Origin of the sequence: Pseudonocardia sp. (assembly GCF_050250275.1) — a bacterium.
Lineage (GTDB): Bacteria > Actinomycetota > Actinomycetes > Mycobacteriales > Pseudonocardiaceae > Pseudonocardia.
In genome coordinates, this window is record NZ_JBFWOY010000003.1 from 1 (window position 1) to 24835 (window position 24835).

Consider the following 24835-nt stretch of genomic DNA (forward strand, 5'->3'; position numbering starts at 1 on the left):
GCGTCTTCACCCGCACGACCAGCGGAGCGATCCGTAATCTCAAGGCCCAGAACCGCTCAGTTTCCTAGCCCGGACGTCAACCATCACCCGGGACAGGAACGTCAAGCGTCAGGTGAGACCAGACAACATCGAGGCCGCGCCTCGGGCAGGTCAGATGAGGCGGTCGGTGTAACCGCGATCGATCAGGAGCGCCATGGCGTCGCGGACGTCGACCGGCATCGCTTCGGGGGCGGCGAAGCCTCGTTGGGCGTAGCCGTCGATGCGTTGGGTGTCGCCGACGAGCATCGAGATCACCCGGTGCTCGTCACCGATGCTCGCGACGTACTCGCGCAGCTCCGTTGACGCCCCGGCGGCGACGACGTCGACCTCGGGCCACAGCTTCCGACACGTCGCTCGGGCTCGGCGCTGCTGGTAGGGCCTGCTGATGAGCGTCACGGTATGGACGTCGTGCCCGGTCGCTGCGAGGAGGTCGCGGGTGCGGGCGATGTTCTCGCCGGTGTTGGTGGCCTGGTCCTCAACGAGGATCGCGTCGGCCGGGACGCCCAGCTCGATGGCGTGCTCGCGGTAGTGCACCGCCTCCCCTCGCGGGAACCGCTCGACGGTGGTCGGGGCGTTGGCGCCGGTGAAGACGATGAGCGGGAACAAGCCGCGGTGGTAGAGTTCGGCGGTCACGGTGGCGACGGACAGGTCATGGCTGCCCAGGCCGATCCCGACGTCGGTGCGGGTATCGAGACCGGTGTCGAGTCGGTGGTAGCTCCACAGGGTCTCGACGGCGCGCGCGATCTCGGGATCGTCGAGCGCGGAACCGTTGCGAGACATGGCCGTCAGTCGGGGATGGCGAACGAGTAGGTCCAGGCGAACCGACTGGCCGCGTGCACGCCGCGGGCGAACTCGACGCAGCGGCCGTCGGCGGTGAAGGTCTGGCGCTCCAGGATCATGACCGGCTCCCCCGCGGGCAGCTCCAGCGTCTCGATCTCGTCGGGCGTGGGCATGCGGGAGTGGATCGTCTCGGTCATTGTCTGCGGTTCGAGCCCGCGCGCGGTCAGCGCTCCGAACCCGCCGCCACCGGGGACCGGGCCGGGTGTGGGGTCGACGATCGGGGTGCCCTCGACGTCCTCGGGCCGGTAGTAGCTGGCGAGCGTGTGGGTGGGCTGGCCGTCGTCTTTCACCAGGCGGGCGCGCTCGTAGACCTCCGAGCCGGGCTCGACGTCGAGGGCCTTGGCGGCGGCGTCGTCGGCCGCGACCTTGGCGACGCTCTGGGTCTGGTCACCAGGCTTCCATGCGACGCCGGATGCCTCACGGTCCGCGGAGAAGCCGATGATGCCGGCCTTCCATCGACTCTTGGCGTAGCGCTCCGTACCGAGGCGGCGCAGCCGTGGCCGCGCTCGCACGACGGTCCCCCGTCGCCGGACCGGCGTCACCAGCCCTTCGGCCTCCAACACCGACACCGCCTTGCGGACAGTGTGGATGTTGACGTCATGGCGCGCGGCGATCTCGTCCTGCTTGGGCAGGGTCGAGCCCGGCGGGTACTCCCCCGCCTCGATCGCCGCCCGCAGCGCGTCGACGACGTCCCGATACCCGGTCGCCACGTCACCTCCCGTGTGCAGCCATGTGCAGGAGCCTGCACATGGGCAACAACGCTAGCCCTATCCCTCAGTTGTCAACCAGAGCATCGATAGAAATAGCTCTATTGACTCCCCCCGCCCCGTCATGCTCCTATAGAGCTAGCTCAAACCACACAGCTAAGGAGCACGCGATGCGCGACATCCCGGTCAACCTCGGCGGCTACAAGCTCACCGTCGTCGAGCCCCCCGCCCCCAAGATGCGCGAGGACGTCAACGGCGCCCAGGTGCCCGTGACCGACCGCGACGGCGCCACCCAGTTCACCGTCTCCCTGTTCGCGAAGCTGCGCGTCAAGGTCGGCGAGCGGGCGCCGAAGGGCGAGGAGATCAAGGTGACGCTGGGGACCGACCCTGGTCCGGACTTCGGCGAGGACGCCCGCGTGGAGCTGATCGACGCCCGGGTCTCGCCGTACCAGGTCGAGAGCGCGGGACGGGTCAACTCCGGACTCGCCTGGCGGGCCATGGGCATCAAGCACGCCCCGGCCCCGGCACCGCGCGGCGACAAGTGACCGGCCTCGAAGCCATGCCCGGCATCGTGCTGACCACATCGGTTCACGTGTACCCGAGCACCAGCCTGAGCCACCGCCTCTACCGCGCTGAGGGTCGCGCCACCGTCCGCATCGGCAGCCGCGACACCGACGTCACCCTCTACGCGAACCGGAACGACCTCGCGCGGCTGCGCGACCTGCTCGACAACGCCCTCACCCAGCTCGACGCCGCGAGCGGTCCCACCGCCGCCTGACCCGCTTCTCGGGCACGGGGGTAGCCACCCCCCTCTCACAACAATCCCAGCAATTCCGCAGTGGCTACCCCCTGCCCGAAAACAGGTCCCCACCAGCACCAGGAGCACCCGATGCCCACCTGTGAGGACTGCACCGACACCGGCCACTGCGACCCCTGCCAGGGCTACGGCACCACGCCCGACAGCCACCCCGGCGCCGACGACAGCACCGACTGCCCGGCCTGCGACGCCACCGGCACCTGCCCCACCTGCCCGACCGACCGCGACCAGGAAGCGAGCCCGTCATGCGTCTGACCCACCCCCACCCGCTCCACCGCCCGCAGCGGCCCGCGTCCGGCATCGGCCGGCTCCTGCGCCGCCTCGAGCGCGAGCGCCGCCGCTTCCTGCACTCCGACCACCGCGAGGTCCCCACCGAGCTGGCCTGGCGCTCCGGGGTCGCCGAGGGCCTGCGCCTGGCCCAGCTCGCCATCCGCAAGGGCGTCTGAGCCCACCCGCACGAGAGGAGCCGTCATGTTCGTCGAGACCGACCACCGCGCCCGCCGACCGCACCACCGCGACCACCACACCCGCCGCCGGACCACCCGCCCCACCGGTGGCGAGTTCCGCGCGCTCGGTTGGCTCGCCCGCCACCCGCTGTTCCTGCTCGTCCCCGCCGCCGTCGTCACCGCCGCCGCGCTGGTCGGCTGGCTGCCCACCCTCGTCACCGTCGCGGTGCTCGCCGGATCGGTCGCGGTCTGGGGTCGGCTGCACCCTGCCTCGTTCGACCACACCGCCGGGCCGCTGCTGCGCGCCTGCTGGCGACGCTGGACCCGCTACCGTGGCCGCCGCTGGTCCGGGGTCCTCTCCGACTGCGGCCTCGCCCGCGAGAACCACCACACCGGCCGCCTCATCGTCCCCCGCCTCGTGCGCGTCAGGTCCTCGTCGCGCTCGATCGACACCCTCTACGTCCGGCTCGCCCGCGGGCAGGACCTGCGCACCTGGGAACAGCGCACCGAAGCCCTCGCCGACGCCCTGCTCGCCCACCGCGTCGCCGTGACCCGGCTGCGCCCCGGCCTGCTCGCCCTCGTCGTCGAGCACACCATGCCCTTCACCCACACCATCCCCGCACCGCCGATCCCCACCGACAGCGCCGAGATCGACCTGCACGCCCTCGACGTCGGCGACAACGAACACGGCCGCCCCTTCCACCTGTCCGTCCTGGGCACCCACGTCCTCGTCGCCGGAGCCACCGGCGCGGGCAAGGGATCCCTGCTGTGGGCACCACTTCGCGCGCTCGGCCCGGCCATCCGCGACGGCCTTGTCCGGGTCCGGGCGATCGACCTCAAGGGCGGCGCCGAGACAGCCCGCGGTGCAGCGCTGTTCCACCGCTACGCCACCACGATGGACGACGCCCTCGCGCTGCTCACCGAGGCACGCGACGACATGCGCGCCCGCCAGAACCACATGCGCGACAACGGCCTGCGCCGCCTCGACGTCTCTGCCAAGCACCCGCTGGACCTGGTCGTCGTCGACGAGCTCGCGATGCTCACCGCCTACGGCGAACGCGCCCAGGTCCGCGACGCCCTGCGCCTGCTCGCCGAACTCCTCACCCAGGGCCGCGCCTGCCTGACCACCGTCATGGGCTACGTGCAGGAACCGTCCAAGGACGTCGTCGACGTTCGCGAGCTGTTCCCCACGCGCATCTGCCTGGGTGTCACCGCCGCCTCCCACGTCGACATGGTCCTCGGTGACGGTGCCCGCGAACGGGGTGCGCTCGCCGACGAGATTCCCGGCGACCCCGAGCACGCGGGCATCGGGTTCGTCATCGACACCCGCTCCCGGCTGCCCGTCCGGTTCCGCGCCGCGCACATCCTCGATGCCGAGATCGACGAGCTGGCCGACACCTGCGCCCCGGTGGGGGTGGCGTGATGTGGGCCGTCACCGGTTGGGCCGCCGTTACCTGGCTCAAGCTCACTGCGCTTCTCGCGGCCGCCGTCGGGGTGTGCTGGCTGTTCCTCGGCACCGGTTCGGGCTGGTTCTGGGGCATCACGCTCGCCGCGGTCGCCATCGAGGTTCAGGCCACCCGCGCCCTCGCCGCCGAGTGGTCGGCTGAGGCCCGTCACAGCTGGTGGTGGACCCGATGACCCGCCGCCCGGCTCACCACAGCGAATCCGCCGGCCAAGACCTCCTGTTCGACGACGACCTCACCGATCGGGTCCTGCGCGACGCCCGCGACCCCGGCTACGTCCTGGTCGGCCTCGCCGAGAGGGTCCACACCCGCGCGATCGGCACCCGCGCCGCGGAGTTCGCCATCCCCACCCGACCCGACGAAGCCGCGACCGTGCACCACCTGCTCGCCGCCGGACGGCTCGTCCCCGGCGCCCGGATTCCGGTCCAGCTCGACGGCCGCCCTGAACCTGAGCAAGCGACCCTCGTCGACGTCGCCGCCACCGCGACCACCGGACCCGCACCCGGGGACCGCGTCCTCGTCCACGTCGACGTCGTCCGCCCCGGGCACGGTCTGGTCACCTGCGGCGCCGCCGACTTCTCCGGATCCATCGTCCGCCAGGACGGCACCTACCTCGTCGAGACCGAGCACGGCGACGTCATCGGCCGCGCCCGCTCCTACCGCGCAGGCGCCGAACGCCTCGCCCGTCACCACGGCTTCCGCGCCGACCCCGTCGAGATCGAACACGAACACGAGGTCTACGGATGAGCACCGACCAGCTGACCGCCCGCCTCCGCGCCTTCGACTACCCGATCTGGCGCGCCCGCATGGAAGCCACCGGCGGATGCGCCCACCCCGTCCGGCTGCGCGGCTCCTCGACGGTCACCGCCCAGGACGGGCGCGTCCTGACCCAGCGCACCGGAGAGGTCTGGGCGCCGTGCGGGAACCGCCGCGAGACCGTCTGCCCCGCATGCTCGGACCGCTACGCCGCCAACGCCTTCCACCTCATCCGCGCCGGACTCGCAGGCGGGGAGAAGGGCATCCCGTCCACCGTCACCGACCGGCCCCGGCTGTTCGTCACCCTCACCGCACCGTCCTTCGGTCCGGTGCACTCCCGACGTCTCTCGACGCGCGGGCGGGTCATCCCCTGCCCGTGCGGGCGCCACCACCGCGACCATGACCCCGACCTCGGCACCCCGCTGGACCCGGACGCCTACGACTACACCGGGTCGGTGCTCTGGCAGGCCCACGCCGGAAAGCTCTGGCACCGCTTCACCATCGCCCTGCGCCGCACCCTCGCCAACGCCCTGAGCTGGACCACTCGCGAGTTCACCGCCCGCGCCAGGCTGTCCTACGCCAAGGTCGCCGAGTACCAGCGTCGCGGGCTGGTCCACTTCCACGCCGCCATCCGCCTCGACGGCCCCGATGGACCCAGCGACCCGCCGCCCTCGGGCGCCACCCACGAGCTGCTGCGTGACGCCGTGACCGCTGCCGCCCGCGGCGTCACTGTCGACGTCGACAGCCCCGACGGCCCACCGCTGACGCTGCGCTGGGGTACTCAGGTCGACGTCCGCCGGATCAACGCCCAGGCCGCCGCCGGCGTCACCGACGAGACCGGCGAGATCACCGACCAGCGGTTGGCCGGCTACATCGCCAAGTACGCCACCAAGGGCACCGGCAAGACCGACGACCACCCCGACCGCCCCATCCGATCCTTGGCCCACCTCGACCACCTGCGCCTGCACCCCCACCACCGCCGCATCATCGAGACCGCCTGGCACCTCGGCGGCCTCGACACCTACGCCGCGCTCAACCTCCGCAAGTGGGCCCACATGCTCGGGTTCCGCGGCCACTTCCTCACCAAGAGCCGCCGCTACTCCACGACGTTCCGCGCCATCCGGCAAGACCAGCGCACCTGGCGCCTCGCCGAGCACCTCGAACGCCTCGGCCACCCACCCGACGAGCCCGTGATCGTCGTCAACGACTGGCACCTCGTCGGCATCGGCCACCACACCCAGACCGACCGCGAACTCGCCACCGCCCACGCCGAACGCATCCGCGAGCAGCGCACCACCAGGAGGGACAGGCCGTGAACGCCAAGGAGCTGTACCGGGTGCCGGACGTCATGGCGCTGCTCTCCCTCGGCCGCAGCACGCTCTACGAGGAGCTGCGAAGCGGTCGGCTCCGCTCGGTCCGCGTCGGCCGCGTCCGGCTCATCCCCGCCGCCGCCATCGCCGACTACATCGCACTCCTGGAGCAGGAGGCCGGCGACGCCGTGGGGATCGCCTCGTGACGACGCGGAGGAGCCGCGGGGAAGGCGGCCTGCACTGGGACGAGCGGCGGCAACGTTGGATCGCCACCGCCTCGCTCGGCTTCGACGCCCGCGGCAAGCGCATCACCAAGAAGGCCAGCGGCGCCACCAAGACGGCCGCCAAGAAGAAGCTGCGCGACATGCTGCGCGACCACGAGGACGGTCTCACCTCCCTCGCGCCGCGCTACACGGTCGCCGAAGCGGTCCGGTACTGGCTCGACTACGGCTTGTCGGGACGGACGCCCACGACCGTCTCGAACTACCGCGTCATCACCGAACACCGGATCGTGCCCCAGCTCGGCCGCCGACGACTCGCCGACCTCTCGGCCGAGGACGTGGACCGCTGGCTCCGTGCCGAGGCCTCGCAGGTCAGCACCCGGACACTCCGCCTGATGCACTCGATCTTGAACCGCTCAGTCACCTACGCGATGGCGCGCGACAAGGTGCGTCGAAACGTCGTCGGGCTGTGCGAGATCCCCACCGGCAAGACCGGTCGGCCGTCCAAGTCACTGACCTTCGAGCAGGCCGAAAAGCTGCTCACCGCGGCCGAGGGCTCTCCGCTGCGCGCGTACATCGTGTTGTCGTTGCTCGTCGGTGCCCGCACCGAGGAGCTACGCGCCCTGCGATGGGCCGACGTCGACCTCGACGGCCTCCCTGACGCCGAACCGCCGGTCCCGCCGTCGATCTCCGTCCTGCGGTCGGTCCGGCTCGGTGGCGACACCAAGACCCGGCGCTCGCGACGACGGATCGCCATGCCGCTCCGTTGCGTCGACGCCCTCCGTCGGCACCGGATCGGACGGACCACAGAGCCGGAATCACTCGTGTTCGCCGCTGCGAGCGGGGCCGGCATGGACGCGCACAACGTCCGGCGCTCGTTCCGTCGGGTCGTTGAAGCCGCCGGGCTCGATCCGATGGCGTGGACACCTCGCGAGCTGCGGCACAGCTTCGTCTCGCTGCTCTCGGAGTCCGGGGTGCCGTTGGAACAGATTTCCCGGCTCGTCGGCCACAGTGGCACGGCCGTCACCGAGGCGGTGTACCGAAAGCAGCTCAAGCCAGTTCTGGACGAGGGCGCGGCAGCCATGAACGACCTGTTCCCGCTGGCGGCGGACAGTCACTCAGATAGTCGCTCAGCCGCTGGACGGGCCGGACATGAAAACAGCCCGGAACGATGTCCGGGCTGATCAGGAAGGGTGGAGCTGAGGGGATTCGAACCCCTGACCCCTTGACTGCCAGGTCGGAGGGTTGGCGATTCCCGCACGTCAATCACGTCACGCACGTTCCAGGCGGTCCCGAACGTGCAGGTGGCGACGCACGGTGTAGAGATCGCGGTCCCCGAACGGTCCCCAGCCATCGTGTCGACCGATCGCATGACAACGGCGGCCACGAGGTGTCCTTCCGCCCAACCCCATGGCGCAGCTTGGCGAGCCAGGACCCCACCAAACCCGAGCGACGGCACGTCCGCGTCGGATCCCAGCCGGTCGATGACCGGCCTCAAGCAGAGCTTGGCGACCGCCGATCGATATACGCGTTGCGCCATCAGCCCGGCGTCGTCACTGATCGCGGCCGCCGTCCGACGACAATAGATCGCCGGCGGGAGTCGGCTCCACGACGATGAGCGACACCTCACCGCGCGCGAGCCCATCGGCGCTCTCGGACGTCGCAGTCCAGGTGAGCCGCAACTCGGTACCGGGAGGCTCGTCGACGAGCAGCGGTACCGGCGGGAGTTCCACCGGCATGTGCGGGTGCAGGTGAACCGGCTCGAAGTCGATGTCGACCGAGCCACCATCGCGCGCGGTGAAGCCCGGCGATTGGAACGACGACGGCGAGCTGTACAGCGGAGAAGGCACGATGCTGGGGTACAGCGTTCGCTCATACGGCGACGGCACACGCTTCTCCTGCCCCATCCGCCGAGGGCGTGACGGGAAGTCTGAGGGGTATTCGATCTTCTCGACGAGTTCCTCCGGCCAAGTTCGTACCCCGCCAGCTATGTGCACGTGGACCCAGACCTGCGCGAAGTTGCGCGGCGTGAGGTTGTCCACGGCGAGCATCAGCATCCCGCCCGGCCGACGCCAGTAATAGTTCGCGATGCGCTCCGCGAGCCGGGGGCGAAGCCTGTCGAGGAACTTCTCCACCTCTTCGGCGTACTCGTCCTCCGTGCGCTCGTCCGGCTCGTAGGTCGGCTGCCCGAGCGGCACGCGCGGTACTCCGTAGCTGCGCGGCGTCGGAGCCGCACCAGCCAGCCACGAGGACGTGCGCGTGGGCTTCGGAGCGGGCCGGGTCGAGCGGTCCGGGTGCATCAACAGCTCGCGCTCAGCGGTGATCGCTGCCTCGACCTGCTCTCGCAGGTCCGCCGGACCGCCCTCAACGGTGCTGTGGACCGCGCGGGCGTCGATCGTGATCGTGTTCTGGTTCGCCTTCGCACGGTCCACCAGCGCTCGGTGCTCGCCCGGCTCCGCCTGGTCGGTCTTCCCGGTGCGCCGCACAAGCACCTGACCGAGCTTGTGGGGGCCGAGATTCTTCCGCAGCGTGTGGACCGGATCGCCGTGCTTGGGCGGATTGATGACGACGACGAGCACCGTGCGATCACCCACCGACACGTACTCCGTGTCGTACCCTGGCCCGTCGGTTCCGACGTAACCGATGATCACGTCGGTCAAGGTGGCCGGGTCGATGGTCTCCACGCCCAAGATCGAGCCCGGCTCGACGCCGATCAAGATGTAGCCGTACCCGCCCATGTGCAGTGCCGCGGTCTGTACGAGGCGGTTGGCGAAGCCGAGCACGTGCTTCGCGATGTGCTCGTGCGACGTCTTCGCTGTGAGATCGAGGCTGCGCTTCCACTCGATCCAATTGTGTTCACCGTCCCGGTCAGCCTTCTCGACGGCGGCCACGAGGGCCACGAGCTGACTCGGTAAGAGCAGCGGGGCGCTGGTGTCGATCGGGACTGCCACTCTTGCATTGTTCCGTACGACCCTGACAGAACCGGTGACCCCGCCACGCTCACACAGCCCGCTCCGCGGCGATAGGAACGCGAGGCGTGGCGTCCGCGTGCCAACGGCAGCGCGATAGTCGTGCCGCTCATTCAGGACCGGTGCCCTGCCGGCCGTGCCGCAGCTGCCGTTCGACCGCGGTGGTCGATGAGCTGTCGGCGACCTCTCGACGCCGCGCGAACTCGATGGCGGCGGTGCCGCCGGTGATGGCCGTGAGCCGGGCCCAGCTGACCCCGGCGAAGCGGGCGGCCTGGCAGGCACGAGCCAGGCGCTCCTCGACCTCGGCAAGCTGCCGGGCGAGGTCGTGCACGGCGAGTTCGGGCAGCACCCGGTTGAGATGGCGTTCCCATTCGCCGAACGCGGCCGTCCCGGTGTCCCAGCCGTCCACGCCGTCCGGCGCGAGTGCGGAGGTGCTGGGCCACTCGCGGCGCGAGTAGAACTGCATGCCGCGCCAGCCGCAGTCGCACGCCGACCGCCAGCCGATGACCTCCAGCGGTGTCCGCACCGTGCTGCTGGCGGTCTCGGTGCCGTCGATCTGGACCGCGACGGGATACCCGACATGCGCGTAGGCGGGCTCGTACCCGCTGTCGTGAACCCAGGCCATAGCTCCCGCTCCCCTGTCGCCGGGCGATGTGTCGCCGCACGCTTCTGGAGGGCATGGACGGCAGCGTGGTCGCGCGTGGTCTCCGCGTTGTCGGTGATGACGTGCCATCACGCCGCGAGCCGTTGTCAGCCGCTCGCAAGGTGGTTCGCCGTGGTCGAACCGTGGTCGGGCTCTGGTCCGCGACGACCACGCGTCCTCGAGATCCGCGGCCGGCTCCCGATCCGACGCTGTCGAGTCGCTTCTCCCTCGGCCACGCCGAGCAACGCATCCGCAGCGACCTGACCGTTGCCTTCCCGGCAGCGGAAGGAGGAACGCCGGTGACGACCACAGATGATCACCGCTCCGGGTTCGGGCGAGTCGGTGCACGCGAGTCCCGTCGAGGGCGGTTGGCCGTCGCCGGCGTCGCGGGCGGCGTCGGGACTACGACGGTCGCGACCGCGCTCGGCGCCGTGGACCGTGGGGTCTTCGTCGGTCGGGCGGTGGATGTCCTGGTGTGCCGGGCGACCGGCGACTCGTTGATCCGCGCCGGCCGGGCCGCGCAGCTGGTCGCTCAGGTGACCGGCCGCCAGCCGGTGCTGGCGGTGACCGCGGCGGACGCGCACGGCCCCAGCAGGCCGGTCAGGGCGCGGCTGCGGCTGCTGGAGCCGCACGCCGCCGCGGTGGTCGTCCTGCCCTACGTCCGCCGCTGGCGGGAACTCGCATCCCCGCTCGACGAGGTCCGCGGGCTCGCTGCCGCGCATCCCGCCGAGCTCCCACGACGGCTGCGCCGCTACGCCGACGCCCTGCGCGATCTGCGCTCCGCCGTGAACGGCCGCTCCCCGGCCTCGGCCCGCCCGGTCCCCGGGCGGGCCTCCCCCACCGCGACGATCGGAAGGACACGATGAGCATGTTCACGGCGTCAGTACCGGACCCGGGCCCGGTAGCCCCACCGGGGTTCGCCGACCTCGCGAGCGACCTGCTCGGGTGGCTCAAGTGGGGCGTGCTGGTCGCCGGCGTGCTCGGCATCCTGATCTGCGCCCTGATGCTGATCATTGGCCGGAGGAACCGGTCGGCCACCGCCTACGAGGGGCTGGTCGGGTCGGCGTGGGTGATCGGTGGGCTCGCGCTCGCCTCGGTCGCGGCGCTGCTGGTCGGGGCGTTCCAGATATGAACCGCCTCCTGTTACCCACGGTGTGCGCGGTCGCGGTGCTTGCGGCGGCGATCAGTTGCGCATCGGCTCCACCCGCCCCCGGGACGGCGGAGGACCAGGTGGTGCTGGTGGCCGTGCCCGGCGGTACCGCAGCCTCCTCGCCGCGCCACGGTCCGTTCGGGCAGGACGGGGAACGGGCATTCGGCTTCAGCCACGACGAGGTGGGCGCGGCGATCGCCGCGACGCACATCGGTCCGCGGATCAGCCCCGGCGCCGAAGCGGCCCTCGTCGAGGCGACGCTGAGCGCCCAGTGCTGGGGTGACGTCGCCGCCGCCCGCGAACGGATCGCGACCACGCTGCCGGTCCCGGATCAGCGCGCGCGGGCGGACCTGACGCCCGTCGCGATCTTCTTCCGGGTGATCGCCGGAGACGGCCGGGGCGACCACGTCGTCGTGTCCCTGCTCGCCCACACGCCCCAAGCCCGTGACCGCGGCGGGGTCTCCCGTGTCGACGCGACGCTGCGGTGGGAGGACGGCGATTGGCGGCTGCGGGTTCCCGTACCCCGCGCGAGCCCGCACCCCGACACCGCCGGCTACGCCCTGCTGGGACCGACGTCATGACGGTGCTGGCGCAGCCGCCTCCGGAGCAGGAGTGCGGCACATTCGATCTCGGGTGCCAGGCCGGGCAGGCCGTCGGATCGGCCTTCGAGGGCATCGTCGCCGAGGTCGCCAGGGGCGCCGCCGAGCTGGTGGTGTCGACAGCAGCCTGGTGGGTGGAGACCGACAGCGTCGACCCGCTCAACCCGGCTGTCGCCGCCGCGCAGGGCGCCACCCGCGACCTGATCCTCGTGATCCTGGTCGGGGCGGTGCTGGTCCAGTCGATCCGGTTGATCCTCTCGCGCAAGGGCGAGCCGCTGATCATGGTCGCCACCGGCCTCATCCGCTACGCGGTGGTCTCCGCACTCGGGCTGACCGTCCTGCAGATCGCGCTGCGCGCCGGCGACGCGCTCGCCACCGACCTGCTCGACGGCGCCGCAGGCAACTTCGCCCTGCTGATGGAGGACATCCTCGTCAACGGCGAGGGCGACGCGGTCTTCCTCGTCCTGCTGGTGTCCCTGATCGCGGCGGTGCTCTCGCTGGTGCAGTGGGTGCTCATGGCGATGCGCCAGGCCGGGCTGCTCGTGCTGGCTGCGATGCTGCCGCTTGCCGCGTCGGGGTCGCTGACACGCTCGACCCGGGGGTGGCTGGACAAGCTGCTGGTGTGGCTGATCGCGATGGTCGTCTACAAGCCGGCCGCCGCGTTCATCTACTACATCGGCTTCTCCTACCTGTCCTCGCCCAGCGCCACCGACGCGGGCAGCACCGGCACGATGATCACCGGGATCATGGTGCTGCTGCTCGCGGTGATCGCGATGCCGGTGCTGCTGAAGTTCTTCGCCTGGTCCGGGACGCAGATCGGTGGCGGGAGCGGCGGTGGGTCCGGGTTCCTCGGCGCGGTCGGCGCCGTGGCCATGACGCAGGGCTACGGCCGGGGCGCGGTGGACCGGGCCGCGGCGATGGAGGCGAACGGCCCCGGCTCCTACGCCACGTTCGGCCGCTTCCCGCCACCGTCCGGCGCCGTGCCCGCGGCAGGTGCCGCCCCCACCGCCGGCGCGTCGAGCGCGGCCGCCGGCGCCGCGGGTGCTGCCGGGATCGCAGTCGCCGGCGCCGCGTCGGCCGGCGCGGCAGCAGTGCGCACCGTCGCAGGCGACATGACCGGCGGCGACGGAGGTGAGTCGCAGTGAGCACACGGGAGCAGCGCGGTCTCGCCGACGGACCACGGCTGTACGGCAACTGGCGCGCCGAACGGGGCTGGGGCATCGGGTCGCTGTCGACGACCGCGACGATCGTCCTGTTCGGAGCGGTGCTCGTCCCGCTGCTCGCAGTGTCGGCGTTGCCAGCCGCAGCACTGCCGCTGCTGGGTCTATCGGCATCGGTGATCGGCGCGGTCGTGGTCCGGGTGGGCGGGGTCAGCCTCACCGACGTCGTCCTGCGCCGTGCGCGGTTCCACCGCGCCCAGGCCGCGGGATGGACCGAGCTGTCGGGCGGGATCCTCACCGAGCATCCCCGCGGGACGGACCTGCCGGGCGTGCTCGCGCCGCTGCGCCCGCTCGACGTCGACGACGGGCGCGGCGGGCGACATGCGCTCCTGTGGCACCGCCGCACCGGCACGCTGACCGCGGTCCTGCGCTGCTCTCCCATCGGGCTCGACCTCGCCGACCCCGACCGCGCCGACTCCTGGGTCGCGGCCTGGGGCGCGCTACTCGCCGACCTGGGCTACCTGCCGCTGATCCGGCACCTCGCGGTCACCGTCGACACCTCCCCCACCGGCGGCAGCACCGTCCGCGACCACATCGCCGCGGCACTCGACCCGACCGCGCCCGCGCTATCGCGACGGATCATGGCCGAGCTGGCCGAGCTCACCCCGGCCACCGCCGCCGAGGCCGACGCCCGGGTCGCGATCTGCCTCGACCCCGCCCGCGCCACCCCGCGCCCGGCCGACCTGCTCGCCGCCGCGGTGGAGGTCAGCCGGCGACTGCCCGCGATCGAGAGCCAGCTCGCCGCATGCGGCGTCGCCGTACTCGACCGCGCCAGCACCAGCTGGCTGACCACCCGCATCCGTGCGGCGTTCGACCCACACCACCGCCCCGACCTCCACCAGAGCGACGCCGTGCTCGACTGGCGCGACGCCGGGCCGGTCGCCGCCCGGGAGCGGTGGGACACCTACCGCCATGAAGGCGGGCTCTCGGTGAGCTGGGCGCTGCGGGAGGCGCCGCGGCAGGCGGTCGGGTCCGGGGTGCTGGTGCCGCTGCTGGCGCCGGGCGCGTTCCCCAGACGCACCACCTGGCTGTACCAGCCCTATCCCGCCGAGCAGGCCGCAGCGAGGGTCGAGAACGAGGTCACCTCCGGCCAGGTCCGGCGCGCCTGGGCCGAACGCACCCGCCGCGACGAGACCCAACGCGAACGCGACGACCGCGACCGGGCCCTGCAGTCCGCCCGCGAGGAGGCCCAGGGCGCCGGCGTCGGCCGGTTCACCCTCTACGTCACCACCACCGTCCTGCACGACGACGACCTGCCCGCCGCGATCGCCGACGTCGAGCAGCGCGCAGGCCAGTCGAAGCTGCGGCTGCGTCGACTGCGCGGCGCCCAGGCCGCCGGCTTCGCGGCGTCACTCGGGGTGGGCATCGATCCCGCCGACCTGCTCGCCCATCGCCGCCACCGCTGACGGGAGCACACCATGGACACGACCGTCGCAGACCAGGTTCCCCGATCCTGGGGCTGGCCGGTACCCGGCGGAGGACGAGCCGGGCACGTCGAGGCCGGGAACCGGTTCGCCGGCACCACCAGCCAGGTGTGCGGGCTGTTCCCGTTCGCCACCGCGTCGGGCTCCGACGTCCGTGGGGTCCCGATCGGCCGTCACCTGCACACCGCCGAACCCGTCGGCCTCGATCCGGCTCACTGGTTGCGGACCGGCCTGGTGTCCAACACCGGGGTGTGGGTGCAGGGCCAGCCCGGGATCGGGAAGTCCTCGATCACCAAACGCATGCTCGCCGGACTCGTCGCCTTCGGCATGCGCGCCGTCGTGCCCGGCGACGTCAAGGGTGAGTACACCCCGCTGGTCACCGCCCTCGGCGGGTCGGTCTGGCACCTGGGCCGCGGCCTGCACGCGCTCAACCCGCTCGACGCCGGCCCGCTGCGCGCCGCGCTGGCGACCGCCCCTGCCACAGACCGGACCCGGCTGCGCGAGACCCTGCGCGCCAGGCGGTTGACCCTGCTGGAAGCCTTGATCACGATCGTCCGCCACGACGAACCCGACGTCACCGAACGGCGACTGCTCGGGGCGGCGCTCGACCTCGCCGTCGACACCGCCGCCGAGCGTGAGCCGCTGATCCCCGACGTCCTCGCCGTCCTGCTCTCCGGCGCCGCACCGCTGCTGACCATCGCCGCCACGCAGGACGACATCGAGTTCCGTCGCACCTCACGCTCGCTGGTCAACGCGCTCGGACTGCTGTGCGAAGGCGCGATCCGCGGCATCTTCGACCGCCCCAGCAGCGCCCGCTTCGACCCCGACACCCCGGCACTGTCCCTCGACATCAGCGCCCTCGACGACGATGACGACGACGTCGTGGCCGCCGCGATGCTGTGCTCGTGGGCATGGTCGGCGGCGCTGGCCGACGCCGCCGCCTACGGGGAGCGGCGCCGCAACATCGTGCAGGTGCAGGACGAGCTGTGGCGCGCCCTGCGCGTCGCACCGGGACTGGTCGAGCGCTCCGACCGGATCACCCGCCTGGGGCGGCACCGCGGCGTCGTGTCATTCCAGGTCACCCACTCCCTCGACGACCTCGACGCCCTGCCCACCGAGGCCGACCGCGCCAAGGCCCGCGGGCTCGCCTCCCGCAACGGAGTGCTCCTGCTCGGCGGCATGGCGGAGAAGGAACTCGACGGGCTGCGCCGCATCACCTCGCTCAGCGAAGGCGAGGCCGCGCTGATCACCTCATGGGCGGCACCCCCCACCTGGCACGCCGGACGAATCCACCCGGGACGCGGCAAGTACCTGATCAAGTCCGGGCAACGAGTAGGGCTGCCGGTCGCGCTCACCCTCACCCCCAGCGAGATCGCCCTGCACGACACCGACACCGCGTTCCGGCCCGGTGCCCGATGACCAGCCCCGGTCTGCTGCGCGAAGCGGCCGCTCCCCTGCTGCTGCTCAGCGCCATCGCCACGGCGGCGCTACTCGCCGCGGACGTCTCGGTGGCGGCCGGAACCGCCGCCCTCGCTGGAACCGGGCGCTGGACAGCGCCACCGGCCGGGCCGGCGCTGATGCTCCGGCTCCTGCGCGACGGCCCCGACGGAATCCTCACCGACGGGGCCAGCACGCCGGTGTTCGTGACTGTCCTGGTTTCGACCGTGGCCGTGGAGGCGGCTGTCGGGATTGCGGTCGCGGTGCTGATCGGCAGCCGGGGCGGATCGCGTGACCCGCAACGCTCGCTCCTGCGTGCCCGCGAACTGGGCGACCTCACCGGGCAGGCCGCGAACGAGCGCGCGCGGACGCTACGCCCGGGGATGGGCGAATGCGGCCCGTCGGATCAAGGGCTGCGGCTGCTGACCATCGGTCGCCGCGAGGTGTGGATGTCCTGGGAGGACGTCGCCCTGATCATCATGGGCCCGCGGTCGAACAAGACCAGCGCCATCGCCGTCCCCACCGTGCTCGCCGCGCCCGGGCTGGTCGTCGCGACCTCGAACAAGGCCGACCTGTGGGCGCTCACCTCCGGCATGCGCGCCAGCGCCGGACCGGTGTGGACGTTCGACCCGCAGCGCATCGCCCACGTCGAGCAGACCTGGTGGTGGGACCCGCTTCGCGCCATCGCCGACGCCGACCCCGCCGAACGCGTCGAGGCCGCCGCCCGCCTGGCCGGGCACTTCGTCGGCACCATCGGCGGCGAACGCCGCGACCCGTTCTTCCACGCCGCCGGCGAACAGGTCCTCACCAACACCCTGCTCGCCGCCGCGCTCAGTGACGGCACCATGCGCGACGTCGTCACGTGGCTCCAACCCGGACAGCGCGGCGCGATCGCCGCCCTCGACAAGGCCGGCGCCGGCACCGAGGCGGCCGACCTCGAAGCCACCCTGTCCGGGGCCGACGTCACCACCAAGGGCATCTACCAGACCGCGCGCACCGCCACCAAGGCGCTGACCTCCGAGCGGCTCATGCGCTGGATCAGCCCACCCGACACCTGGCGCGACCCGCCCGACGCCACGACGCCAGTCGAGCTGGACCTGTGGGACCTGCTCGCCGCCGCCCGCCACGGCCGCGCCACCATGCACCTGTTGTCGAAGGAGGGCGCCGGCACCGCTGCCCCCGTCGTCACCGCGCTGGTCGACCGCATATTGGAGATCGCCGAACTCCTCGCCCAGGCCTCCGGCGGGCGGCTCGAACCACCCGTCGTCGCCGTGCTCGACGAGGCCGCGAACATCTGCCCCATCCGCGCCCTGCCCCAGCTCTACAGCCACTACGGCTCCCGCGGCATCCAGGTCCTCACCATGCTGCAGAGCTACCAGCAAGGCGTCGGCGTCTGGGGCGAGCAAGGCATGCAGGCCCTCTGGTCCGCCGCCACCGTCAAGCTCGTCGGCGCCGGCGTCGACGACCACGCCTTCCTGCAGAAGCTCTCCGGACTCATCGGCGACCACTACGTCGAACGGATCTCCACCAGCGTCGACCACAGCCGCACCTCCCGCCAGTACGCCCAGGCCCGTGAACCCGTCCTGCCCGCCAGCGTCCTGCGCGCGATCACCCGCGACCAGGCCGTCCTGCTCTCCACCGGACGTCGGGTCGGGCTCGGCCGGCTGCACCCCTGGTACCGCGAGCACGACCACGCCGACATCGGCGCCTACGCCGACACCGCCCTCACCGAGCTGCGACGCGCAGCCGCACGGGCCCTCGGGCCCGACAACCCCGTCAACCAGGCCGAAGGAGACCGACCGTGACACCCCACGACCCGCCACCGACGACGGACGCCCGACTGGTGGCCGAACTGTGCGCCCGCGTCCAAGCTCTGGAGGCCTGGCGGACCCACCAGACAGACCTGCTCGACCAACTCCTCAACGGCATGCCCGCCACCGACCAGAACTCGTCGGCCACGGACGAGGACGAGGACATCGACGACGGACTCGACGTCGACAACCTGATCGTCTGGGTGCACGACACCATCACCTCGATGATCGCCCGGCCGCTGCGCGGGGAGCTCACCTGGTGCCCGTCCTGGTGGGAGCACCCAGAAGCGGTCTTCCGGCTCGAAGCCCTCCGACGGGCGTGGACCGAGCTCGCCCCCGAGCCCGGCGCCGCCATGTCGATCTGGATCCGCGACCACCTCGACCCCTGCCTGCGCGAGCTGCTCACCCCGCTCGGCCCCTTCGCCGACTGCGTCCACAGCGAGCGCTACCGCGCCCTCAACGGGCACACCCCCATCGCGACCCTGCCGACCCGGACACCCGAGTGACGGCATGCGCGGGATGCTCATCACGAGTGGAGGGCTGGTCGCCGCTCTGCTCATTCCCCTGCTGCTGATCGCAGCCCTGCTCGGTGGGCTCACCACCGCGGCGCCGTCCTCCTCGGTGAACACCGCAACCGTCCCCGCGCTCGCCGCGCAGCACCTCGACACCATCACCGCGGTGACGACCACGACCTGCCCGGAGCTCCCACCCCTGTGGGTGATCGCGCACATCCAGGCCGAGTCCAGCTGGGATCCCGCAGGCTTCAGCCTCGACCGCAACGGCGGCGCTGCCGGGCTCTACCAGCTCAACGAGGCCAACTGGACGGGCGCCGGAGGCGCACCCTGGGGCGCGACGCCACCACCGGATAACGCGGACGTCCTGCAACCCGAGGAACACCTGCGCCGCGCGATCCCCTGGGTGTGCGCCAACCTGCGCACCGCCGCGGCGCACCTGCAGGCCACCGGCAAGCCCACCAGCGCGCTGGACGGCATGCTCGTCTGCCACATCGCCGGCTGCGGCCGCCTCACCGGCTCGGCCACCGGCGTTCCTGCCGCCGGCGAGGCCGCCTGCGACCGGACCTGCTCCGACCTCGTCGCGACCTACATCGACCGCGTCCACGGTTTCGTCCAGCAGTACGGCGCTGCCTCGGGACCGGTAGCCGTGGACGACCTCCCCGCGCCGACACCGTTCACCGGCGTGAGCGCCGTCTGCAGCGCCACCGACCCCACCGGCGGCCGATGCCTCACCCCCGCCACCCGCCACGCCCACGACGAGATCGTCCGCGCCTTCGGTCCGCCCGGGCCGGGCTCGCCGATCCGCTCGGCGGGCTGCTGGGACGAGCACGCCTGGAACCCCAGCAGCGACCACCCCCAGGGTCGCGCTTGCGACTACTTTCCCGACGCGGCCGGGGTCTTTCCCCAGGGGCAGGAGCTGGAGAACGGCTGGCGGCTGGCCACCTGGCTCCGAACCCATGCCGACGCGCTCAAGGTCAAGTATGTGATCTGGCAGGGGCGTTTCTGGTCTCCGGACACCCCCGATACCGACGGGTGGGGCCGCCCGTACACCGGTGGCGGCGTCTACGACCCCCGCGACGCCACCGGAGGGCACCACGACCACGTACATCTGTCTGTCGCATCCTGAGCCCACGGAACGAGCACCGAACTGGTTTAACCCGATCGCGGCGGGTCAGCGGCCGTGGCCGGTGCGGCCCGATCAGCGTGGCCGCCCGGTGCCGGAACGCGCGGCGGCGCCGGGTCAGGGGGTCGGGTTGAGCGGCGGCGTCCGCACCTGGATGTCGAGCCAGGAGTGTCGGTGCCTGAGGACATACTACTTCCATGGTCAGGAGGATGACGCCCGCGCAGTTCGACGCAGCAGTTAAGAAGCAGCAGCGCGACCAGAAGCAGGCGATCGACAAGTACAACCGCGAGGTTCGCCGGCACAACCACGCGGTCAAGAAAGCCGTGGACGACAACGATCGTGAAGTTCGGGCGTACAACTCCAGGGCGCGTGCCCACAACGCCAAGGTCGACAATCAGCGTCGGCGGCTCAACCAGGAGATCCGGAGGTTGAACTCGCGTCCGGCGACGACGACCTTCGTGACGTACCGCTCCTCGGTCGAGACTCTGACGCGAACATATGCCGCGACGGAGGAGTGGCTGGCCGGCCGGAGCATCACGCCGGCAGGGCGCGAACTGGTCGACCGCGGCAGTGAGGAGGCCGCGAACAGTGTTTACCTGCTCAACGCCATGGACGGCGACGGCGCGCCGGAGGACGACCCGACCGAGGACGAGCTGCGGAGCCCGAGCATGCAGACGGAACTGGTCGCGTTCGGGCAGGACCTGGTGGACCGGTGGACCGGCGCGCTGTTCTCGCTCAGCCCGCGCAACCCGGACGCCGCTCGTCACTTCTGCACTAGCGCCCGCGAGGTGCTGATAGCCATGCTCGACCATGCAGCGCCGAACTCGGGAGTCGTTCTTGCGAACCCGCGGTGCGACAAGACGGACAAGGGAGTGCCCACCCGTCGGGCCAAGGTCAGCTACCTCTTGCATCGCAAGGGCATCGACGAGGAGTACATCAAGAGCCTCGTTGAGGAAGACATGGACAACGTCCTGACGCTCTTCCGCGACTTCAACAACGGAACCCACGGGCATGCGGGACGGTTCACGATCACCCAGCTGAATGCCCTGCGGATTCGCGTCGAGTCCGCGATCGGCTTCATCCATACCCTCTGCGCCTCCTGAGCCTCGAACGCGGAGGACCTGTTTGGACGCTACCGAGCACTCAGCCGACACGTATTTCGGCCAGTTATCCACAGGGTGGCGAGCTGCGGCTTGTGGATCGGACGGGCGGTCTCGAATCTTGATACATGCCGACTCTCATCGTCCGGTTACTCGTCGTGCTCGGCCTCAGCGTGCTGTTCGGAGTCGGGTGCTCGTCGATGCCCAGGTCGTCAGGCGATCTCGACCAGCGGTCGGGCTGTTCGTTGGTCGTGGCCGAGCGGACGCAGGTCGGCACACAGGTGGTGATGGACGTGCACGTATCCGGCTGCCGCGATCAGAACGGGAACCTGCTGGAACGCACCCCGGCCGTCGACCGGGTCGCGCACGCCATCTGGCAGTCACTCGAACTCCCCGTCGACGCCGTACGCGTGAGCGTCTCCGCGCCGGGAGCATCAGCCGAAGGCACGTTGACGACGATCGCCCGCGACGAGCTCACGGAGCGGTTCGGACGGGGCCCGTCCGGAGTCGTGTGGCCGGTGCGCGACTGGCCGAACGAGACCATCTGGGTCGTCCTGCCTCTGGCCTACCTCGCCGTCGGTATGGCCATGCTGCTGCTGGTGCGAGGCATACGACGCGCGGGACTGGTGGTCGTGCTCCTGCGTCGTTGATCGGACAGGCGAGGTCGCGCGCAGCGACAGACATCGGTGCTGCTGGATGTCGGACCGGGGATGGCGTCCGAAGCGGTGCCGATCCTGTCCCACCTGCGAGCGAGTTCGGAGCGCAGCCGGGCTGCTCGATCACGTCCACCCGTCCAGGCGGCCACCTCGAAGGTAAGTTCGTCTCGTCGGCAACTGCAAGTGGTAGGAGAACGTACGCGTGGCGCAAGCGCAGGAAATCGACGGCACGGGTCGGCTCCGCGTGGCCGGTTCTCCTCGGCAGAACGGTGCGGTGATCGATTCGATCGAGGCCGTCGTGTTCGACGTCGGCGAGTGCCTTGTCGACGAGACCCGCGAGTACGGGACGTGGGCCGACTGGCTCGGTGTTCCGCGACACACGTTCGCCGCGGTGTTCGGCTCGGTGATCGCCCGGGGACTGGACTACCGGGAGACCTTCCAGGTCTTCGCGCCGGGCTTCGACCTCGCTGAACAGCGGCAGGCCCGCGCGGAGGCGGGCCTGCCCGAGTCGTTCGGCGAGGACGACCTCTACCCCGACGTGCGGCCCTCCTTGGCGGCGCTTCGCGCAGCCGGCTGCTGGGTGGGCATCGCCGGAAACCAGACCGTGCGGGCCGGCGGGATCCTCAGGTCCCTGGACCTTCCCACGGACATGATCGCCACCTCGGACGACTGGGGCGTGTCCAAACCGGACCCGGCGTTCTTCGACCACGTCATCGCGGCCGCACCCTGCGCGGCCGACCGCATCCTCTACGTCGGTGACCGGCTCGACAACGACATCCGACCGGCCGCCGCACGTGGCCTGCGGACCGCGCTGATCCGTCGCGGCCCGTGGGGCGTGATCCAACAGCAGGACCCGGACGCCGACCTCGTGCCGGCCGTGCGCATCGACAGCCTGGCCGAACTGCCGGTCCTCATCGGAGCGAGATCGCGTTGAGCGTCGTGGCCCAGCCGTAGAGCCGGTCGTCCAGCGCCCGGACACACGCCTGGTCCTGCCACTGACTCAGCGACCGCCGGACGTCCCGGACGCGGTCCATCCCGGTCGCGTACCAGGTGCGCGACAGCTCGCCCAACGCAGCTTCTGCCAGGCGGCAGGCCTCCTCGACATCGCCGGCAGCCACCGCGGCGGCGGCCAGATCGCCGAGGACGACCGACCGTTGCTTCACGTCGGTGACGGGAAGCGTGTCGAGCACGGCGCCCAGGGTCGCCCGCGCCCGCTTGACCTGCCCGGCGGCCAGCTCGGTGTTGCCCTTGAACGCCGCCAGCCGGACCGGGGTGAACCAGTTCATCCAGTCCGGCACCGGGTGCTGGCCATCGTCAGCAGCCAGCTCGGCCTCGGCCCTACTGATGAGGCTGAGCGCGCCATTCCCGTCACCGCAGCGGCTCGCGCATTCGGCGTCGACGGCGTCGATCCAGGCCCGCATGAACGCGGGGGCGGCTCCGCGGCGCGCATACGCCCGGGACGCCGCCAGGCGCTCCGTCGCCCCTTCCCGGTCCCCCGCCCAGCCGGGAACGAAGGCGGCGTGGGCCAGGATCGCCGCGCCGAGCAACTGGTCCTCGGCCTCGCCGGCAAACTGTAGGGCCCGGACGAACGTCTCCGCCGCGTCGTCGGGACGGCGCAGGTCGAAGAACTCGATACGGCCCGCGAGCAACGCCGACTCGGCGAGCGCGCCGGCGATTCGCTCGCGCACCGTGCCGTCGGTCTCGCGCAACAGCAACGCACCCAGCCCGACCTGCTCCAGCACCGACGTAAGCAGGTGTGCGGGATCCACCGACCAGTACAACCGCCGATGCGCCACGGTGACGGCCACGTAGTCCGAGGCGACGGACGGCGGATGGGTCGGTCGCTGCCGCGACCCGGGCGGCGTCGAACGTCGCGGACTGGTCGTTCGACGCCTCTCGGGTAGCGGTTCCCCCTCCGACCACGGCGCGACGAACCCCAGCTCATCCATTCGCAGGCCGAGCACGTGCGTGAGGATCTGCTGGTGATGGGGCTGCGGCCACGGCGGATCAGCGGACTCCCACCGACGCACCTGCCGCGGCCCGATGCTGACACCGCGCAGCCCGAGCTCCTCGGCCGCAGCGGTGAGCGCGGCGGCGAGCCCTTCCTGCGAGCCGAACCCGCTCCCCTGGCGGGCGGCTTTGAGCATCCGGTTCCCGGGCGGGCGCGGCATGGATACCTCCGTCGGCTACGACATCAAGGTCGCCAGACTACGCCAGGACGTCCGCTGAATGTCCCTTACACGGCCTGTTTTAGGAATCAGATGGCGTCGATAGTGGGATTACCTCGACAGATCGGCTCCCGATGACTCCCAGCCAACCACCGCCCGGATCGCGTGAACACGGCTGCATCTCCGAGGCCGCCCTGCTGCTCGCGCGCAACGACGGCGCCGCCGAACGGCTGCTGACCACCCACCGCCCGATGCCGGACGGCCGTTGCGGCGGGTGTGGGACTTCGCCGTCACGGTGGCCCTGCGTCCTCGTGGTGATCGCCGAGGAGGCCCGGGACCTGATCCCAGCGCTCAGCGCATCGGCGCGGCAGCCACGTGATCTCCACGCAGGTCGGGCGCGATCCGAACCCTATTCAACCGGACACCGCGGTTCTCGCGAGCAACCGATCGCGGGCCGGTAGCCCCCAACCTGTGGGACTGGAGCCGGACCGATTCCCGACGCTCGAGCATGATTTCGGCATGCGGGCGGGATCACCCTGCGCACCGCCCCCAACCAAGAGGTGATGTTGACGGCCACGGTCACTGAGGCCTACGCCTGCCGGTCGGTACCAAACGCGCCGCCAACGGGACGGCGGTGGTGGTGCCCGTCCGGCTGCACAGCAGCGGCCTGACCAGGTCCTGTCGTTGGTCCTCGTCGAGGCGGATCGCATGGTCAGCACCGCGGCGGTAGTTCGCGGTTTCGTGCCGATCCGCGGTTCGGCACGAATGACCCGAGAACCACCTCCGTCTCGCCGAGGAGGTCGTGCTGGCGATCGACGACGCCGACGAACCCGACCACGGCAGGCTCGCTCACGCACTCGACCACCCAGCCCTGCGGCATTGAACAGGCATCACAATGATCACGGTGCGCTCGCCGAACACCTCGATCTCTGGCTGCCACGAACGCCGGTGGATGCGGGCTTCGGACGGTTGTCGGTCAGTACGGCGCCAACGTGTATGGGACCGGAGGACCCCGCCGAGTACGGATTCACATCGAACCAGTGCCGTCATGTTCGCGTGCGGCGGCGGCGATGCGTGCGGGCGCGGCCCGGTCGTCGGGGGTCGCGGGGCGCCAGAGCCGCTCGACCCGCCCGTCGACAACCAGCGCATCGCCGCCCATCTGGCGGGTGTCCTCCACCGGCTTGTGCAGCGTCGCGCCGCGGAGCTTGAGCAGCGCGTAGCGGGCGATCGTGCCCGGCGAGTAGACCTGCCAGATCGGCGCCCGGCGCAGCCCCAGCCGGTGGTAGAGGAGTCGGTCGGGATCGGAGAGGACCAGCCCGGTCAGTCCGAGGTAGCGCCCCAGCGGGGCGAGCGCGTCGGCCGGGCTGAACCCGACGACCACCAGCGGGACGGCGCCGTCGAGCTCGCTCTGCACCTGGACC

The 24835-nt window shown here is 71.4% G+C and carries 28 protein-coding genes; 22 read left to right on the forward strand and 6 right to left on the reverse strand.

Features of this window, described 5'->3' with window-relative positions:
* Nucleotides 1-150: 150 nt before the first annotated feature.
* Both AB7F12_RS03735 and AB7F12_RS03740 read right to left on the reverse strand, forming a co-directional pair.
* The gene (locus tag AB7F12_RS03735) at nt 151-819 is read right to left on the reverse strand and encodes a YdcF family protein (RefSeq protein ID WP_428516572.1); all 669 of its coding nucleotides are present in this window, start codon (nt 817-819) and stop codon (nt 151-153) included.
* Nucleotides 820-824: 5 nt separating this feature from the next.
* Complete coding sequence (locus AB7F12_RS03740; RefSeq protein ID WP_428516570.1) at nt 825-1589, reverse strand: GntR family transcriptional regulator; 765 nt, start codon at nt 1587-1589, stop codon at nt 825-827.
* 167 nt (nt 1590-1756) lie between these two features.
* On the opposite strand from AB7F12_RS03740, the gene AB7F12_RS03745 reads away from it, so the two are divergent.
* The 10 genes from AB7F12_RS03745 to AB7F12_RS03790 all read left to right on the forward strand — a co-directional run bounded on the left by AB7F12_RS03745 (nt 1757) and on the right by AB7F12_RS03790 (nt 7783).
* On the forward strand, nt 1757-2131 hold the full coding sequence (locus AB7F12_RS03745) for a hypothetical protein (protein ID WP_428501369.1): 375 nt from the start codon (nt 1757-1759) through the stop codon (nt 2129-2131).
* A 14-nt stretch (nt 2132-2145) separates the two neighbouring features.
* Nucleotides 2146-2364 carry a hypothetical protein gene (locus tag AB7F12_RS03750; RefSeq protein ID WP_428516568.1) on the forward strand — a complete coding sequence of 73 codons (219 nt, stop codon included), beginning with the start codon at nt 2146-2148 and terminating at the stop codon, nt 2362-2364.
* A 111-nt stretch (nt 2365-2475) separates the two neighbouring features.
* Nucleotides 2476-2658 carry a hypothetical protein gene (locus AB7F12_RS03755; RefSeq protein WP_428501371.1) on the forward strand — a complete coding sequence of 61 codons (183 nt, stop codon included), beginning with the start codon at nt 2476-2478 and terminating at the stop codon, nt 2656-2658.
* Nucleotides 2649-2849: a hypothetical protein gene (locus tag AB7F12_RS03760; protein ID WP_428501372.1), complete on the forward strand. Its 201-nt coding sequence runs from the start codon at nt 2649-2651 to the stop codon at nt 2847-2849. Before AB7F12_RS03755 ends, AB7F12_RS03760 begins: the two co-directional genes overlap by 10 nt.
* Before the next feature lie 25 nt (nt 2850-2874).
* Entirely contained in the window at nt 2875-4272 is a 1398-nt protein-coding gene (locus AB7F12_RS03765; RefSeq protein WP_428501373.1) for an FtsK/SpoIIIE domain-containing protein, read from the forward strand.
* A complete protein-coding gene (locus AB7F12_RS03770; protein ID WP_428501374.1) occupies nt 4272-4487 on the forward strand; it encodes a hypothetical protein in 216 nt (71 codons plus the stop codon). The genes AB7F12_RS03765 and AB7F12_RS03770 overlap by 1 nt, the downstream gene beginning before the upstream one ends.
* Nucleotides 4484-5059 (forward strand): hypothetical protein, encoded by a 576-nt coding sequence (locus tag AB7F12_RS03775; RefSeq protein WP_428501375.1) that lies wholly within the window; start codon nt 4484-4486, stop codon nt 5057-5059. The genes AB7F12_RS03770 and AB7F12_RS03775 overlap by 4 nt, the downstream gene beginning before the upstream one ends.
* Nucleotides 5056-6384: a replication initiator gene (locus AB7F12_RS03780; protein WP_428501376.1), complete on the forward strand. Its 1329-nt coding sequence runs from the start codon at nt 5056-5058 to the stop codon at nt 6382-6384. The genes AB7F12_RS03775 and AB7F12_RS03780 overlap by 4 nt, the downstream gene beginning before the upstream one ends.
* Nucleotides 6381-6584 carry a helix-turn-helix domain-containing protein gene (locus AB7F12_RS03785; RefSeq protein ID WP_428501377.1) on the forward strand — a complete coding sequence of 68 codons (204 nt, stop codon included), beginning with the start codon at nt 6381-6383 and terminating at the stop codon, nt 6582-6584. Before AB7F12_RS03780 ends, AB7F12_RS03785 begins: the two co-directional genes overlap by 4 nt.
* On the forward strand, nt 6581-7783 hold the full coding sequence (locus AB7F12_RS03790) for a site-specific integrase (protein WP_428501378.1): 1203 nt from the start codon (nt 6581-6583) through the stop codon (nt 7781-7783). Before AB7F12_RS03785 ends, AB7F12_RS03790 begins: the two co-directional genes overlap by 4 nt.
* A gap of 369 nt (nt 7784-8152) precedes the next feature.
* Here the strand turns inward: AB7F12_RS03790 and AB7F12_RS03795 are convergent, their stop codons facing one another.
* Nucleotides 8153-9550, reverse strand: coding sequence for an AlbA family DNA-binding domain-containing protein (locus AB7F12_RS03795; protein ID WP_428501379.1), 1398 nt, complete (start codon nt 9548-9550; stop codon nt 8153-8155).
* A 127-nt stretch (nt 9551-9677) separates the two neighbouring features.
* Nucleotides 9678-10193 carry a hypothetical protein gene (locus tag AB7F12_RS03800; protein ID WP_428501380.1) on the reverse strand — a complete coding sequence of 172 codons (516 nt, stop codon included), beginning with the start codon at nt 10191-10193 and terminating at the stop codon, nt 9678-9680.
* A 317-nt stretch (nt 10194-10510) separates the two neighbouring features.
* On the opposite strand from AB7F12_RS03800, the gene AB7F12_RS03805 reads away from it, so the two are divergent.
* The 12 genes from AB7F12_RS03805 (at nt 10511) to AB7F12_RS03860 (ending at nt 22180) form a co-directional block, all read left to right on the forward strand.
* Nucleotides 10511-11077, forward strand: coding sequence for a hypothetical protein (locus AB7F12_RS03805; RefSeq protein WP_428501381.1), 567 nt, complete (start codon nt 10511-10513; stop codon nt 11075-11077).
* The gene (locus AB7F12_RS03810; RefSeq protein ID WP_428501382.1) at nt 11074-11343 is read left to right on the forward strand and encodes a hypothetical protein; all 270 of its coding nucleotides are present in this window, start codon (nt 11074-11076) and stop codon (nt 11341-11343) included. Before AB7F12_RS03805 ends, AB7F12_RS03810 begins: the two co-directional genes overlap by 4 nt.
* A 98-nt stretch (nt 11344-11441) precedes the next feature.
* Nucleotides 11442-11942 (forward strand): hypothetical protein, encoded by a 501-nt coding sequence (locus AB7F12_RS03815; protein WP_428501383.1) that lies wholly within the window; start codon nt 11442-11444, stop codon nt 11940-11942.
* Nucleotides 11939-13105, forward strand: a complete 1167-nt coding sequence (locus AB7F12_RS03820) for a hypothetical protein (RefSeq protein ID WP_428501384.1) — start codon at nt 11939-11941, stop codon at nt 13103-13105. Before AB7F12_RS03815 ends, AB7F12_RS03820 begins: the two co-directional genes overlap by 4 nt.
* Nucleotides 13102-14586: an SCO6880 family protein gene (locus AB7F12_RS03825; RefSeq protein ID WP_428501385.1), complete on the forward strand. Its 1485-nt coding sequence runs from the start codon at nt 13102-13104 to the stop codon at nt 14584-14586. The genes AB7F12_RS03820 and AB7F12_RS03825 overlap by 4 nt, the downstream gene beginning before the upstream one ends.
* A 12-nt stretch (nt 14587-14598) precedes the next feature.
* Entirely contained in the window at nt 14599-16023 is a 1425-nt protein-coding gene (locus tag AB7F12_RS03830) for a hypothetical protein (protein ID WP_428501386.1), read from the forward strand.
* A complete protein-coding gene (locus AB7F12_RS03835) occupies nt 16020-17846 on the forward strand; it encodes a type IV secretory system conjugative DNA transfer family protein (RefSeq protein ID WP_428501387.1) in 1827 nt (608 codons plus the stop codon). The genes AB7F12_RS03830 and AB7F12_RS03835 overlap by 4 nt, the downstream gene beginning before the upstream one ends.
* Complete coding sequence (locus tag AB7F12_RS03840) at nt 17843-18358, forward strand: DUF4913 domain-containing protein (protein WP_428501388.1); 516 nt, start codon at nt 17843-17845, stop codon at nt 18356-18358. The genes AB7F12_RS03835 and AB7F12_RS03840 overlap by 4 nt, the downstream gene beginning before the upstream one ends.
* A 4-nt stretch (nt 18359-18362) precedes the next feature.
* Nucleotides 18363-19493 (forward strand): hypothetical protein, encoded by a 1131-nt coding sequence (locus tag AB7F12_RS03845; protein WP_428501389.1) that lies wholly within the window; start codon nt 18363-18365, stop codon nt 19491-19493.
* Between the two features lie 206 nt (nt 19494-19699).
* Nucleotides 19700-20593, forward strand: coding sequence for a hypothetical protein (locus AB7F12_RS03850; RefSeq protein WP_428501390.1), 894 nt, complete (start codon nt 19700-19702; stop codon nt 20591-20593).
* A 125-nt stretch (nt 20594-20718) separates the two neighbouring features.
* On the forward strand, nt 20719-21240 hold the full coding sequence (locus tag AB7F12_RS03855) for a hypothetical protein (RefSeq protein ID WP_428501391.1): 522 nt from the start codon (nt 20719-20721) through the stop codon (nt 21238-21240).
* Nucleotides 21241-21523: 283 nt separating this feature from the next.
* Nucleotides 21524-22180 (forward strand): HAD family hydrolase, encoded by a 657-nt coding sequence (locus AB7F12_RS03860; RefSeq protein WP_428501393.1) that lies wholly within the window; start codon nt 21524-21526, stop codon nt 22178-22180.
* On the opposite strand, the gene AB7F12_RS03865 is transcribed toward AB7F12_RS03860, so the two are convergent.
* A complete protein-coding gene (locus AB7F12_RS03865) occupies nt 22158-23054 on the reverse strand; it encodes a hypothetical protein (RefSeq protein WP_428516566.1) in 897 nt (298 codons plus the stop codon). The genes AB7F12_RS03860 and AB7F12_RS03865 overlap by 23 nt on opposite strands.
* A 1387-nt stretch (nt 23055-24441) precedes the next feature.
* Nucleotides 24442-24828, reverse strand: coding sequence for a hypothetical protein (locus tag AB7F12_RS03870; protein WP_428516564.1), 387 nt, complete (start codon nt 24826-24828; stop codon nt 24442-24444).
* Nucleotides 24829-24835 lie beyond the last annotated feature (7 nt).